The following is a 12,571-nucleotide window of genomic DNA, read 5'->3' on the forward strand; positions in this document are numbered from 1 at the left end:
AAGATTTGGGTCGGTCAAGTTTCTGTTTCAATTAGTCACACATTGTCAAACCTTTGCTTTTGCCAAAGCATTTATGTACGGCTACTGTTCATCTCCTATTTAGGATTGCTGTATGCACACCAAGGATGCCAGACTTCACGGTGAAACCGAACAGCGAATTTATGCCCTCAATGGCTGGCGCGAAACGCCGTTTTTTACGCCTGAAGAACGGGCAGCGTTGGCATTCACCGAAGCCGTGACGCTGATTGCTACTAATCATGTTTCTGATGCACTCTACGAAGAAGTGAGTCAGTATTTCTCGCCTCTGTAGTTGAAGGAGCGTTACAGATATGAGCGCAACAGAACACAACATTCTCTCTGTAGGTCAAATTCTCTTAACGAGCTTTTATGTCTTGATCTTTCCAATTCTCGTGCTGTTCCTTTCTGGCGATTGGTACTGGCTGGAAGGCTGGATATTTGCAATCTGGTATATCAGCGTCACGTTGTCAACTTTAATTTATTTGTATCGAAACGATCCAGCCTTGCTGCAAGAGCGGTTTAAGCAGCCAGGAGCAGAAAACGAAAAAAGATGGGATCAGTATTTTCTGTAGGCAAGGTAGAGCAACTCATAAAGTGGTTGGGCGAACACCCTTCGCGTGAGCCGCAGGCACCGATGCAAAGTTGATTTACCTGTACCCAGTTGCATCCGCAGGTTTGCCCATTGCTTCTACTTCTTGCATATAACGCCACGCATCGGGTTGCGAGCCATCAATGTCAGTAAAGCTATAAACCTGCGCCAGTTGACCACTGGAAAGCGACTGTCCATTCCAGCGATCGACCCGTGGATCACCTGCAAGATGAGCCACCGCCCGCCCAATGTAGTGCGGCGTTTCCGAGATCACGAAATGGGGTTCCTTTGCAGTTGCCTCCTGCCAATTCGCTTCACTCACGCCAAAATGGTCGAGCATCAGTTCCGATCGTAGCCATCCTGGCGTTAACGCCACTGCCGTACCCTGATAGGGTCGAAGTTCTTGCGATAATCCCCATGCCATCCGAATAATCGAAGTTTTGGCAAGATCATAGAACAGCGATAGCCGATAGTTCTGCTGGTTATAGTCCGCCGTTCCATCTGTTACTTCAACCACTAAGCCGCCAGGTTTCTGGATTAAGAGCGGCAGAGCAAAATGACTGGTGATCAAATGGGTGTCGATCGCGGTTTTTAGCAGTCGCAATCCCTTCTCTAGAGAAAGCTCCCACATGGGCTGGTTAAACTCTGTCCAATGTTCTCCACCAATATCGTTCACGAGAATGTCGAGACGACCTTGCTCTTGTTCGATGCGTGTAATGAGCAATCGCACTTGTTCAGGGTCGAGATGATCCACTTGAATTGCAATTCCTTTTCCACCTGCCTGATTCACTAACTCTGCTGTTTCTTCAATGGTTTCAGGGCGATCGTATTCTGATCGCTGTGTGGAGGTGCTGCGTCCGGTAACATAAACGGTTGCTCCGGCTGCGCCGAGTTCTACCGCAATTCCTCGACCTGCGCCGCGAGTACCGCCAGCGACGATCGCAATCTTATCTTTTAATGGTTGCATAATGCCTCCTCAAAATTGTTCTTGACAATTGCATTTGCTTGTCCGCTGATACTGACAGCATAAAGGTCATTTCATGACACCCTTTGTCATATTTCAGCAATAGAGTAGAGAGTAGAGAGTAGAGAGTAGTTGCGAGCGTTGGGAGAATGGTGATGCGAGCCGATCGACTCCTCTCTATCTTGATGTTGCTGCAAGTTCATTCTCGGTTAACCACACGCGAACTAGCAGAACGACTCGAAGTGTCTGAGCGCACAATTCACCGCGATATGGATGCGCTCAGCAGTGCGGGGGTTCCAGTGGTAGCAGAACGCGGCAAGGGCGGAGGTTGGGGCTTGATGGAACACTATCAAACTACATTAACCGGACTCAACCTGGCAGAAATTCAGGCGTTGTTTTTGCCGAAGCCCACGCATTTGTTAGCCGATCTAGGCTGGAGTCAGGCGTTTGAAGCCGCATTACTCAAACTTCTAGCCGCATTGCCTGCCGCCAATCGTCAGCAAGCAGAAGTGGTGAGCCAACGGATTCATGTTGACCCAACCGGATGGCATCACTGGGAAGAAGAGATGTCAGCCTTTCCGGTTCTGCAAATTGCAATTTGGCAGGAACGACAAGTTTACTTGAGCTATGAGCGCGGCAATGGTAAACAAGTTGAACGATTAGTTAATCCTCTCGGATTAGTTGCCAAAGGGAGTATCTGGTATTTAGTCGCAGCGGTAGAGGAAGAGGTGCGCTCTTACCGAATTTCACGAGTGCAAAATGCTGCCTTGACAGACTTTCACTGTGTACGTCCAACAGGATTCAATTTAGCCGACTATTGGCAGCGATCGATGGTGGAATTCCAGGCAAATCTTCCTTCCTACCATGTGATAGTACGGGTTGCTCCAGAAGCAATGCCCTGGTTGCGGTATGGGGGTTACTTTGCTCGAATTGAACGGATTGATGCTCCCGATGCTGAAGGCTGGATTCCTGTCTTGCTGCGGTTTGATATCGAAAAAGCAGCTTGCGCGTATGTATTGGGGTTCGGGGCACAGATGGAAGTAATCGAACCTTTAGAATTACGCGATCGCGTTTTGCAAGCCGCTAAGGAAGCGATCGCGTTCTACACCAAACAAAGATTGACATGATCGCTCTTCATTAAAATCTTTTCTGCTTCTGAAATTGTCCTTTGATACAACGAACAGAATCAAGCTACTGGCAATGCTTTTAAGATTATTTGCCGCTGCCAATTACAACCGTCGGATAGAATTTAAGCAGACGAACACGCACCAGTGTAGCAAAGCGATCGAGCATCAAGGGAACTATGACTGACTCTGCTCAAAACAAGCTACCTCTCGTTCTTCCCCAACCGCCAATTTTGGCAAGTAATGGCGCGAACTGGAAAAACATTCAATTCGCCCATTTTCGGCAACCCCCTTGTCAGGTGCCGGAACAGGTGTTGCCTTTTCATGTCATTTGTATGAATGCTGGCAAACCTGTTCGACTGGAACAAGCCGTCGATGGACAAAAAGAAACCGTTGACTCAGTGCTAGGAGATTTAGCGATTTATCCAGCTTATGCAACTCAGGCGTTCGGCTGGGACACAGAAACCGAGTTTTTCAATTTGCTTTTAGAGCCAGCATTTCTGGCTCAAGTCGGGTATGACGTGTTTGGGAACGATCGCATTGAACTCATTCCTCACCTCGCAGCATTGTTCGATCCATTTCTGCAACAAATAGGTTTTGCGTTAAAAACATCTTTGGAAATTGACGGAGAAAACAGCAATCTTTATGCTGATTCAATGGCACAGGCACTCGTTGTTCATCTTTTATCCCGATATTCAAACAGTTCCCGTCAAATAAAACCTATTACAGGTGGCTTTACTCAGCAGCAATGGAGACAAATTTCTAGTTTTATTGATGCAAACTTGGATAAGAATATTAGCCTAGCTGAGTTAGCTGCGATCGTACAGTTAAGTCCTTATCATTTCGCGCATTTGTTTAAGAAATCCACAAATACGTCACCTCACCAATATCTGATTCAGCAACGAATCGAACGAGCTAAACAATTGATGCGGATGGGCAATTTATCCCTTGCGATGATTGCTCAGACGGTTGGTTTTGCCAGCCAAGGACATTTTACTTATCACTTCAAACGTCTAGTAGGTGTTACACCCAAAGTTTTTCACAGTCGATCGCAAGAACGTTGAAAACGATCGCAAGAACCTTGAAGAAAAGCAGTTGTACATTGCCACATACTAAGTGCATAAGCTGATTTCAAGGTTCGCTGATGCAACACATCCTTCATATTGACGCGAGCTACAGTGGAGAGCGATCGATATCACGAGTTTTGTCTCATGACTTTATCACAGCTTGGAAAAAGCTCCACCCTGAAGCTGCCGTTCTCTACCGAGATCTAGGGCATTTTCCAGTTCCCTACATTAACGAAGCCTGGATTGCCGCCACTCATTCGTCACCCGAAATTCTTACACCTGAAATGATTGCAGCTTTGGAAGTGTCTAACCCACTGCTAGAAGAGTTCTTGTTGGTCGATGGTTATGTTTTTGGAGTGCCGATGTATGGCTTTACAATTCCGGCAACCTTAAAAGCCTACTTTGAACATTTGATTCGGCTTGGACAGACTTATTCAGGTCACGAAAGCAGGGGTTAAAGGGCTAGTGCATGGAAAGAAGGCACTGTTTATCACAAGCTGTGCTGGTGATTATTCTCCAGGTTCTACTTTTGGTGAAGATCATCAGGAACCGTATCTTCGGACGCTGTTTGAATCGTTTGGTATCAACGATGTTCAGTTTGTCAATGCTGGGAAGCTGATGTTCAAAGATCGAGAGCAGTCTATTTCATCGGCTCAAGCAAGTCTTCAATCCCTTGCCACTCAATGGTAAGGAACGACCCTCTTCTTCAGGCGATCGTGCTCGTTGTAAAACACGGCTACCAACATTTGTATGAAAGGAAGGAATTATCATGTCTCATGAGAATATTGAAACCGCTCGTCGTTTGTTCAAAGCTGTTGAAACACGCGATGTCGTTGGAGTGCTTGCCACTTATGATCCTGAGATTGTCATCCGCGATGCTGCTTCACTCCCGTATGGTGGCATTCATCATGGTTTAGAAGGCGCAAAACAACACGTTGAAGGGGCGGCTCTAGCCTGGAATCATCTCCAGCCGGAAGCTGCCAGAAAGATGAATGGTGTGTTTTTGGATGCAGGTGAGTATGTTGTTGTGCTATGGCGGCTCAAAGGATTAGAAGCGAGTAGTGGTAGAACACTAGATGCGCCCGTGATCAGCGTTTATAAAATGCGGGATGCAAAAATCATTGAGTCCCAAATGTTTTACTCGGATACAGTTACGATCGCAAAGTTTTTAGCAGGCAAATCCTAAATTGGCAGATTGTGAGAGGAACAGAATCAACCTTTCCTCTCGCAACCTCAGCATCAACTTATCCAACAATACCAACTGTTCACAGTCTTGTTTTCTTCTGGAGTTCTCCGAATTGAATCAAGTAGCTATTGCCCAACACCCATATCAAAGTAGGATGCAATCACAACGGGTAGGAGAATCTTCAAATGACAACGATTCGACCAGCACGACCTAGTGATGTGAAGGCTGTATTGACCCTAGCTCAAGGATTAGCAACAACATTTGTGATTGCCCTACAGGTATTTGACCTCACTTTTCCAGATCTTCTCGCTGATCCGTCAAGCTATATTGCTGTAGCAGTTCATGATGCTTCGATTCGCAACAACTGGGCAGGCGAACCACAGGAACTGAGTCGCACCGTTCCAGAAGTTGTGGGCTATATCCTCGGCTTCTATCACCTCACGTTCTACGCAAACGGACGAGTGGCATGGGTTGCAGAAATTGTCGTTGACGAAGCGTTTCGGCGACGGGGAATTGGAACATTACTGATGCAAAGCTTTGAAGCATGGGCGGCTGATCAAGCGGCAAAGATCGTTGCCTTGTCCAGTCGTCGGGCAGTTCCTTTCTATCAGGCATTGGGGTATGAAGAGTCCGCACGCTACCTGCGAAAGTTTCTTTAAACTAGGAACACAGGCAACTCAATTACAACCTTGGTAGGCAGCAATGTCTCAACATCTAGCAACTGTTCAATGGCAACGCAATGGCGCGACATTTACCGACCATCAATACAGTCGTGAACATGTTTGGCAGTTTGATGGAGGAATGGAGATTGCCGCATCCGCTTCTCCGCAGAATGTTCGAGAACCCTACGCCAATCCTGCCTGCGTTGATCCTGAAGAAGCCTTTGTCGCCTCGCTGTCAAGCTGTCATATGCTCTGGTTCCTCGCAATTGCCGCTAAGCAAAAGTTTGTGGTTGAGCGTTATCTCGATCGAGCAATTGGCATATTGGAAAAGGACGAAGCTGGAAACCTTGCAATCACCCAGGTTCGCCTCCGTCCAGAAATCCTGTTTGCTGGAGATGATCAACCGACCGATCAGCAAGTTGAAGCAATGCACGAGGCAGCCCACGATCGCTGCTTTCTGGCGAATTCTGTGAAGACGCAAATCCTAGTGGAAGACCTCACATCCTTACAGCAATAATGGGGGTTGTTCGAGCCGTTCTCTGCGATTCGAGTAAAGATATTTCAAGGCTTTGTTTTTTAGATGACTGTTCAGTCAGTGTTACATCATAACTTCGCCCCTGACACAGCCATTTAAGCCGTCGCCATAGCACTCAGGAAGAACATGATGAAGCAAAACTTGACCGCGTGCTGAATATCATCCTACCTCCCGCAGCCCGAGACTTCTGGTACGAATAGTTGTTACAGTAAGCGATCACGTGATAGGAGCAAGAAAATGAAACTACCATTTACAGGTGGTTGCATGTGCGGTGAAATTCGCTATGAATGTTTGGCAGAACCAATGGTGACGGCAAATTGCCACTGTCGAGATTGCCAACGGGTATCAGGGAGTGCGTTTCTCGCTGGGTTTATTGTGCCACTCAATGCAGTGACGATCGTAGGAGAAGTTAGATACTACGATGTTATCGGAGATAGCGGCAACATCATCAGTCGGGGCTTTTGTCCAACCTGTGGTTCTCGATTATTTGGTAAGCGGGCAACGGGTGATCTGCTCAGCATTACAGCCGCGAGTCTAGATGATCCAAGCTGGTTTCGTCCCAAGATGGATTGCTACACCGCCAGCGCCCAAGCTTGGGATTACATGAACCCGGATTTGCCAAAGTTTGCTCAGTTTCCACCCATTAATGCTTCTATGGCGAACTGACTCTCAGCAACCATTTTTGCCTCCCTCCTTTGTAGGCTGCCAATTCTCCCGGTTCAAGCGATATACAAAACAATCGTCGTCACCAAATTGTCGGCGCTCGATTCGCTGAAAGCCAACCCGTTCGTAAAAGGAGTGGACGCGCGTATTGCTAACCAATGGATCAACAAGGACAGCCGTTACAGTCGGATCAGCAAAACATCGGGTAAGAGCAAGCTGCATCATTTTTGTTCCGTATCCTTTGCCTAAATCGGTTGCCTCACCAATCCAGATATCAATGGCGCGAAGATTCGCAGCAACATTGCCCCAGTAATGACTTTCCTCACGAGCCGGATCAATAATCTGAATAAATCCGATCGCTCGACCTTCGATTTCAGCGATTAGTTGTTCACGCCAATCAGGAGTACGATCGAGTTCTGCTTCCCAGTGCCAATCATCGTTTGGATCTGAGGCAATCACATGCGGTTGCTCATCCCAATGTTGCAGGAGCGTTAAATCAGCAGAGGTAGCAGGGCGTAAGTTCATTGTAATTTCTCGTCAAGGGCTGTGATTCATCCGTTCCAGTTTGGATGTCTATGACTACGCGACTGGATCGGTTATCCATTGAACGAGTTGCAGCACAACCCCGTTTGGATCAGTCACTTGAAAGAACCGCTCACCCCAAGGTTCAGTCTCGATCGCGGTTGTAATCTTCACACCTTCAGCTTGCAGTCGTGCATATTCGCGATCAATGTCGTCTACCACAAAGACAATCAGCAAACCATCCGCCCGATGTCCACGTAGATGAACTGGTTTAAAGCTTTCTAATCCAGTTTGCAGGAAGATCAGGTTAAATCCTGCATCGGGTCGAGAGAGTGACACGAAACCATCGGCTGACATTTCTTCAACGAAATCGAAGTGCTGTTTGATGAATTTAGCTGATGCCATGACATCATCGACGTTGAGTGAAATCGCTGAAGCGGTAATTTGCATGGTGTTCCCTCCCAATGAATCTGGACTTTGAGTGTGACATACTTTCTGGGAACAGGATTGTAAAAACTTGACCTTAGTCAGGCAGTACCACATGGCAGGGATGAAAGCTGCGCTGTGCTAAATATTCAGTGGGAGTGCAGTCTGCAAACGATCGAAAATCGTGAATTAAATGAGCTTGATCAAAATAGCCGCAAGTGAATGCAATCTCCAGCCAATCAATCTGTGTTTTACCACTCAATAAACTCAGCACCTGCTGTAAACGCTGAACTCGGCAGAACAGTTTTGGGGTTAGTCCGACCTGATCGCGAAATAGCTGATTGAAATGGCGATCGCTGAACCCAGTTTGCTCAACGACTGCTTTCACTGCGGGAATAAGCGATGTTACTGATGCAGAGCAAATTCCTGCCTGTAGAACAGTTCTGCCTTCAGGGGTTCGACTAAATTGACGTAAAGCAAACTCGACAGCAGGATGTTGTTTAGGTGGCTGCATTCTGGTCAGCAAAAACTGTTCTAGCACCAGAAACCGAGATAATAATGTTGGTGCTTCTAGCAGTCGTTCACGGAGTTCCGTCGCATCATGCTTCCACAGTTCATCCAGCGAAATGATTTGATTTTGCAGTTCCCTAGTCGGAAGTGCGAAGAATGCAGAACTACCCCCTGGCTTGAAATGCACACCAATGAAGGAAACCTTTCGCTCATTGCGAATGATAAAGCTTTCAGAATGAACACCACAAACCATTGTGCCGTTGGTGCTGCCGCACTCTGCTCGACTGTGGCGATCGAACAGCGGTATTCTGTCTTCGTGTAGATTGATGACTAACTCTATTGAGCCAATAGGCAGCAAGCGCGACTGGCACTGTGGCAAATTATCGCCTTCACGAATCCACAAAAATTCAACGACCTGTGAGAGATGCGATTGCGGTTGGTAAGTCTGGTAAACCATGCCAATTTCAATGTGTTGTTACTACTTTTTCTTTCCAACGTAGAGGAAATGGTCGGACATCATCAATCCTTCTAATGTCTGTCCAGTGGCTTCAATTAAATCCACCCAGGCTTCAATTTGTTCTAGTTCAAGCGTGTGAATGGTCGTTGCAAAGGGCGCAGAAAAAGATTCCGCTCCAATCATCGCTAGCTGATTAAACTCCGCTTCAAACAACTGTTTGAACTCAGTTAGTGTCGTCAAATGACCATAGCCTAGCGGTGGTGCATGGTCTGGATCAGTATTTCCATTCTGTAGAAATTGTCGATGAAAGTTTTGACGAACAACCGCTTCCTCTGGCTGATTCCGAAATAGATCTCGAAAATACACCAGGCGATTAATTCCTGCGGCAAACAGTAATCCTTCAGGCTTGAGAATTCTTGCTGCTTCTTGCACAGCCATTTGCCTTGCCGATAATGAGCAAAGATGATAAAGCGGTCCCAAGAGCAATACGACATCTGCGATCGCATTTTCGATGCCCACCAGTTGAGCCGCCGAAGCTTGTTGAACAGCGAGGATCTGTTGCTCTAGATCGGCGGCTTTAAGCCTCGCGTGGGTGGTATCCAACAATTTCTGAGTAATATCGATCAGATAAAGCCTACAGCCCCGTTGAGCTAGTAGCTCTGCATAGTGACCCACCCCAACTCCAATGTATGCGACGATTGCCTGATTCGGAACCCATCGATTCAGATATCGCGTGGTCATGGCAAACTCAACCGGACTGTATTGTTGGAGTCGAACAGATTGATACGCAAAGCCTTCCTGACTATAATGTTGAGCAACATTCGCTTCTTCTGGATTTAGCATGTGATCTGATCAACGATTGCGATTATGGTCATTTCTATGTCTTTTATTTCTTTTTAAGGGAAATATTGCATCCGATTGATAATCAAACCGAAGGCAAATTGCTTGAGGGCTATCGGTATGCTACATTATACTACATCAATGTAATATGAGAAATGAGACATTCTGGAAAAACTTAACCTGATGGTGATTTTGCGAGCGGTTCTACCCCAGCGATCGCACTTGTGCCAGCTCACCAGATTAGACTAAGGGAACCCCATAGGCTGGTACAACTGCTGGATCGCCGTCTAGTGCATTGATTATCGTTTGTGCCACAGCCTGTAAGCCTAAACACATATTCGAGTACACCGGATTGCTCTTGAGTCCGGGCGCACTGCGCGTCAAAACAAGGGTTTTGTCCAGTTGTCGGGCAACAATGCCCAATGAATGACTGACTCGTCAAGATAAACGACAGGTCGGTTTCCACGATGAGAGATCGCGCGCTGCTCCGCAGACACCGCGAGGGTCGTTCCTCCTTTTGGGTGCGTGTCACCTTATTGGTAGAAAAATCATGCATACTTGTCAAGTGCTGTGATTATGATGGAGCATCAAGGCTTTTCTTTTTTCTCTGTAGAAGGTGACACGCACCCTTTGGTAACTCTTTACTCAGAATGTTGCAAGAGCTGAGTTATCGCTTCTACTCTCCTCAACGAGATGACTTGGTGGAGTTCAAAGCTCCTCTCGATTGGAGACATAAAACCTGCATGATGACTTGATTAAACGTATGGTTGGTCTATCAAGAGACAGTGCGAAAATTCGTAATGAGCAGACACTAATCAATAGTAGGAGCATGATAGAGGCTTAAGTACCCGCCAACCAAAACTCTATAAAGGTGTGGGATAATAACAAAGCTTGCACAATGTAGAATCTATGGCGAACCGCAAACCCGATAAGGCTGACTCATTAAAGATTACCAAAAGGGATGAAGATTATTCTCGGTGGTATTTAGATATAGTTGAGAAGGCGAAGCTTGCCGAAGAGTCGGGTGTTAGAGGCTGTATGATTCTCCGACCCGAAGGATACGCGATTTGGGAGAAAATCCAGCATACCTTAGACCAAATGTTTAAGTTGACTGGGCATGTTAATGCTTACTTTCCAATGTTTATTCCTGTAAGCTATTTCTCCAAAGAAGCGGATCATGTTTCCGGGTTTGCAAAAGAATGCGCGGTGGTGACCCACCACAGGCTTAAGCTAACAGAAGCTGGGTCAATTGGGGTTGATTCGGAAGCTGAATTAGCAGAACCTTTGGTTGTCAGACCAACCAGTGAAACGATAATTTGGTCTACATACAAGAACTGGATTCAGAGCTATAGAGATTTGCCTGTTCTCATAAACCAGTGGGCAAACATTTGTCGATGGGAATTAAGGACGCGCCCTTTTCTACGTACATCTGAGTTTCTGTGGCAAGAAGGACACACGGCTCATGTGACCTATGAAGAAGCTGAGGCTGAGGCACGGCAGATGCTCAGTATATACAAAACACTTCTTGAAGACTATCTTGCAATACCAGTATTGGATGGTCAGAAGACTGAAAACGAGAAATTTCCTGGAGCTGATCATACATACACAGTTGAGGCGATGACGCAGGATCGTCGAGCGATTCAAGTAGGAACTAGTCATCATCTGGACACAACTTTTTCAAGAGCTTTTGATGTTAAATACTTGTCAGCGGAAGGTACTCTTGAATATCCATTTGCTACGAGCTGGGGTGTAACTACTCGTCTTATTGGAGCCATGATTATGGCTCACTCTGATGATCAAGGATTTGTATGCCCACCTCGAATTGCTCCCCTACAGGTCATTGGTGTTCCAATTTTTAGGAAGGATGGACAAAAAGAGGGGGTTATGTCTAAGTTTCGAGAGCTTCAAGAAAGGTTTTTGAGGTTTAATCAATTCTCGTTTCGTGTCGACGATCGAGATAACTTAAGCCCAGGCTTCAAATTTAATGACTGGGAGTTGAAAGGAATTCCATTACGTCTAGAAATTGGACCAAAAGATCTAGCCAGTGAAAGTAGTGTTCTTGTAAGACGTGATACAGGTGAAAAGATCACTGTTCCACTAAGCCAACTGGAGGATAGAATTAAGAATATTCTTAATTCTATACAAGAGAATCTCCTTCAAAAAGCAAAAGAATTTCAGCAACGGAATACTTACTACGTAGATTCCTATGAAGAGTTTAAAGCTTCTATAGAGAAAAAGCCTGGATTCTATATAGCGTATTTTGCAGGTACTATTGATGACGAGGAAAGGATAAAGCAAGAGACAAAAGCGACTGGTCGTTGCATACCATTCAATCTACAAGGTGAGATTGGTAAATGTTTCTTGACAGGGAAAGAGACCTCTCAAAAGGTGGTTTTTGCTAAAGCTTACTGATAACAATAATTCGGACAGAATTAGTGGCCTTGCGTACATTGGCTGTACAGTGCCAAAACAAATGACATTGAGACAAATTGGTGTCGCTGAGAAAAACCGTCTCTATTACTAATAATACGAAATCCGTTTCGTAAAGGAAGCACTATTTTTGGCAACGGGTGCGTGTCACCTTATTGAGAGAAAAACTAGGCTAGGAAGGAAGCCAACTCTCTCAAACAGCCGATGACTCCAGAAGATCAAGCACAACTGCAACGAAGCATTGATACCATTGCCCAGATTCTGTATCGCAATACGCCGACCGAACAGTTGCAAACATTGGAAGGGATTGAGCAAGCGATTCGCCAGCAGACTCAGGAACTGGTGTTGCCTCAACTGGGTGTTTTTTTATTGCAACAACGACTGCAACGACTGAAGGATACCCCCGAACACTAAAGAGCATTTTAGGCAGGTTGTGTATCACCAGCCACCAAGCGCGTACCTGCACTTAGAGGATGTTAAGGAAGTAGCAGTAGACACCCGTAACAAGAAAGCTCCCTGGAGTTTAGGCTGAAGTTTATCGAATGCTTAACAGCCCTCCAGGAAGCGATGACTTTAGC

Annotated in this window: 17 protein-coding genes; 12 read left to right on the forward strand and 5 right to left on the reverse strand. The window is 46.1% G+C overall.

All coding sequences use genetic code 11. The features are described 5' to 3' along the window. Positions 1–112 precede the first annotated feature (112 nt). Both H6F67_RS27025 and H6F67_RS27030 read left to right on the forward strand, forming a co-directional pair. Positions 113–310 carry a carboxymuconolactone decarboxylase family protein gene (locus tag H6F67_RS27025; RefSeq protein ID WP_242020829.1) on the forward strand — a complete coding sequence of 66 codons (198 nt, stop codon included), beginning with the start codon at positions 113–115 and terminating at the stop codon, positions 308–310. A 19-nt stretch (positions 311–329) separates the two neighbouring features. Beyond that, on the forward strand, positions 330–590 hold the full coding sequence (locus H6F67_RS27030) for a hypothetical protein (protein WP_190769754.1): 261 nt from the start codon (positions 330–332) through the stop codon (positions 588–590). 75 nt (positions 591–665) lie between these two features. Here H6F67_RS27030 and H6F67_RS27035 read toward each other — a convergent pair whose 3' ends face one another. After that, entirely contained in the window at positions 666–1,574 is a 909-nt protein-coding gene (locus H6F67_RS27035) for an SDR family oxidoreductase (protein WP_190769755.1), read from the reverse strand. Positions 1,575–1,726: 152 nt separating this feature from the next. Here H6F67_RS27035 and H6F67_RS27040 point away from each other — a divergent pair, with 152 nt between their 5' ends. The 8 genes from H6F67_RS27040 to H6F67_RS27070 all read left to right on the forward strand — a co-directional run bounded on the left by H6F67_RS27040 (position 1,727) and on the right by H6F67_RS27070 (position 6,811). Then, complete coding sequence (locus H6F67_RS27040; protein ID WP_190769756.1) at positions 1,727–2,698, forward strand: YafY family protein; 972 nt, start codon at positions 1,727–1,729, stop codon at positions 2,696–2,698. Between the two features lie 176 nt (positions 2,699–2,874). Beyond that, positions 2,875–3,759: an AraC family transcriptional regulator gene (locus H6F67_RS27045; RefSeq protein WP_199304667.1), complete on the forward strand. Its 885-nt coding sequence runs from the start codon at positions 2,875–2,877 to the stop codon at positions 3,757–3,759. Between the two features lie 80 nt (positions 3,760–3,839). Continuing rightward, a complete protein-coding gene (locus H6F67_RS27480) occupies positions 3,840–4,220 on the forward strand; it encodes an FMN-dependent NADH-azoreductase (RefSeq protein WP_199304668.1) in 381 nt (126 codons plus the stop codon). Between the two features lie 7 nt (positions 4,221–4,227). After that, positions 4,228–4,452 (forward strand): NAD(P)H-dependent oxidoreductase, encoded by a 225-nt coding sequence (locus tag H6F67_RS28600; protein ID WP_396799205.1) that lies wholly within the window; start codon positions 4,228–4,230, stop codon positions 4,450–4,452. A 79-nt stretch (positions 4,453–4,531) separates the two neighbouring features. Continuing rightward, positions 4,532–4,948 (forward strand): nuclear transport factor 2 family protein, encoded by a 417-nt coding sequence (locus tag H6F67_RS27055; protein ID WP_190769757.1) that lies wholly within the window; start codon positions 4,532–4,534, stop codon positions 4,946–4,948. 185 nt (positions 4,949–5,133) lie between these two features. Then, positions 5,134–5,607 (forward strand): GNAT family N-acetyltransferase, encoded by a 474-nt coding sequence (locus tag H6F67_RS27060; RefSeq protein WP_199304670.1) that lies wholly within the window; start codon positions 5,134–5,136, stop codon positions 5,605–5,607. 43 nt (positions 5,608–5,650) lie between these two features. After that, a complete protein-coding gene (locus H6F67_RS27065) occupies positions 5,651–6,127 on the forward strand; it encodes an OsmC family protein (RefSeq protein WP_190769758.1) in 477 nt (158 codons plus the stop codon). Positions 6,128–6,382: 255 nt separating this feature from the next. Further along, positions 6,383–6,811, forward strand: coding sequence for a GFA family protein (locus H6F67_RS27070; protein WP_190769759.1), 429 nt, complete (start codon positions 6,383–6,385; stop codon positions 6,809–6,811). 3 nt (positions 6,812–6,814) lie between these two features. Here H6F67_RS27070 and H6F67_RS27075 read toward each other — a convergent pair whose 3' ends face one another. From H6F67_RS27075 to H6F67_RS27090, 4 genes are all read right to left on the reverse strand, one after another. After that, entirely contained in the window at positions 6,815–7,333 is a 519-nt protein-coding gene (locus tag H6F67_RS27075; RefSeq protein ID WP_190769760.1) for a GNAT family N-acetyltransferase, read from the reverse strand. A gap of 54 nt (positions 7,334–7,387) precedes the next feature. Continuing rightward, positions 7,388–7,780: a VOC family protein gene (locus H6F67_RS27080; protein WP_190769761.1), complete on the reverse strand. Its 393-nt coding sequence runs from the start codon at positions 7,778–7,780 to the stop codon at positions 7,388–7,390. A 73-nt stretch (positions 7,781–7,853) separates the two neighbouring features. Then, positions 7,854–8,723, reverse strand: coding sequence for a helix-turn-helix domain-containing protein (locus H6F67_RS27085; protein ID WP_190769762.1), 870 nt, complete (start codon positions 8,721–8,723; stop codon positions 7,854–7,856). 21 nt (positions 8,724–8,744) lie between these two features. Continuing rightward, positions 8,745–9,566, reverse strand: a complete 822-nt coding sequence (locus H6F67_RS27090; RefSeq protein WP_190769763.1) for a bifunctional 2-polyprenyl-6-hydroxyphenol methylase/3-demethylubiquinol 3-O-methyltransferase UbiG — start codon at positions 9,564–9,566, stop codon at positions 8,745–8,747. A 906-nt stretch (positions 9,567–10,472) separates the two neighbouring features. Here H6F67_RS27090 and proS point away from each other — a divergent pair. Then, complete coding sequence (proS, locus tag H6F67_RS27095) at positions 10,473–11,975, forward strand: proline--tRNA ligase (protein ID WP_190769764.1); 1,503 nt, start codon at positions 10,473–10,475, stop codon at positions 11,973–11,975. A gap of 222 nt (positions 11,976–12,197) precedes the next feature. Continuing rightward, positions 12,198–12,407 carry a hypothetical protein gene (locus H6F67_RS27100; protein ID WP_190769765.1) on the forward strand — a complete coding sequence of 70 codons (210 nt, stop codon included), beginning with the start codon at positions 12,198–12,200 and terminating at the stop codon, positions 12,405–12,407. Positions 12,408–12,571: the final 164 nt, after the last annotated feature.

Source organism: Microcoleus sp. FACHB-1515, assembly GCF_014696105.1.
In the GTDB taxonomy this organism is placed as follows: domain Bacteria; phylum Cyanobacteriota; class Cyanobacteriia; order Elainellales; family Elainellaceae; genus JAAUTJ01.

Coding starts and splice junctions, on each gene's coding strand:
- H6F67_RS27025 (WP_242020829.1), top strand. CDS start 113: ATGCACACCAAGGATGCCAGACTTCACGGTGAAACCGAACAGCGAATT.
- H6F67_RS27030 (WP_190769754.1), top strand. CDS start 330: ATGAGCGCAACAGAACACAACATTCTCTCTGTAGGTCAAATTCTCTTA.
- H6F67_RS27035 (WP_190769755.1), bottom strand. CDS start 1,574: ATGCAACCATTAAAAGATAAGATTGCGATCGTCGCTGGCGGTACTCGC.
- H6F67_RS27040 (WP_190769756.1), top strand. CDS start 1,727: ATGCGAGCCGATCGACTCCTCTCTATCTTGATGTTGCTGCAAGTTCAT.
- H6F67_RS27045 (WP_199304667.1), top strand. CDS start 2,875: ATGACTGACTCTGCTCAAAACAAGCTACCTCTCGTTCTTCCCCAACCG.
- H6F67_RS27480 (WP_199304668.1), top strand. CDS start 3,840: ATGCAACACATCCTTCATATTGACGCGAGCTACAGTGGAGAGCGATCG.
- H6F67_RS27055 (WP_190769757.1), top strand. CDS start 4,532: ATGTCTCATGAGAATATTGAAACCGCTCGTCGTTTGTTCAAAGCTGTT.
- H6F67_RS27060 (WP_199304670.1), top strand. CDS start 5,134: ATGACAACGATTCGACCAGCACGACCTAGTGATGTGAAGGCTGTATTG.
- H6F67_RS27065 (WP_190769758.1), top strand. CDS start 5,651: ATGTCTCAACATCTAGCAACTGTTCAATGGCAACGCAATGGCGCGACA.
- H6F67_RS27070 (WP_190769759.1), top strand. CDS start 6,383: ATGAAACTACCATTTACAGGTGGTTGCATGTGCGGTGAAATTCGCTAT.
- H6F67_RS27075 (WP_190769760.1), bottom strand. CDS start 7,333: ATGAACTTACGCCCTGCTACCTCTGCTGATTTAACGCTCCTGCAACAT.
- H6F67_RS27080 (WP_190769761.1), bottom strand. CDS start 7,780: ATGCAAATTACCGCTTCAGCGATTTCACTCAACGTCGATGATGTCATG.
- H6F67_RS27085 (WP_190769762.1), bottom strand. CDS start 8,723: ATGGTTTACCAGACTTACCAACCGCAATCGCATCTCTCACAGGTCGTT.
- H6F67_RS27090 (WP_190769763.1), bottom strand. CDS start 9,566: ATGCTAAATCCAGAAGAAGCGAATGTTGCTCAACATTATAGTCAGGAA.
- proS (WP_190769764.1), top strand. CDS start 10,473: ATGGCGAACCGCAAACCCGATAAGGCTGACTCATTAAAGATTACCAAA.
- H6F67_RS27100 (WP_190769765.1), top strand. CDS start 12,198: ATGACTCCAGAAGATCAAGCACAACTGCAACGAAGCATTGATACCATT.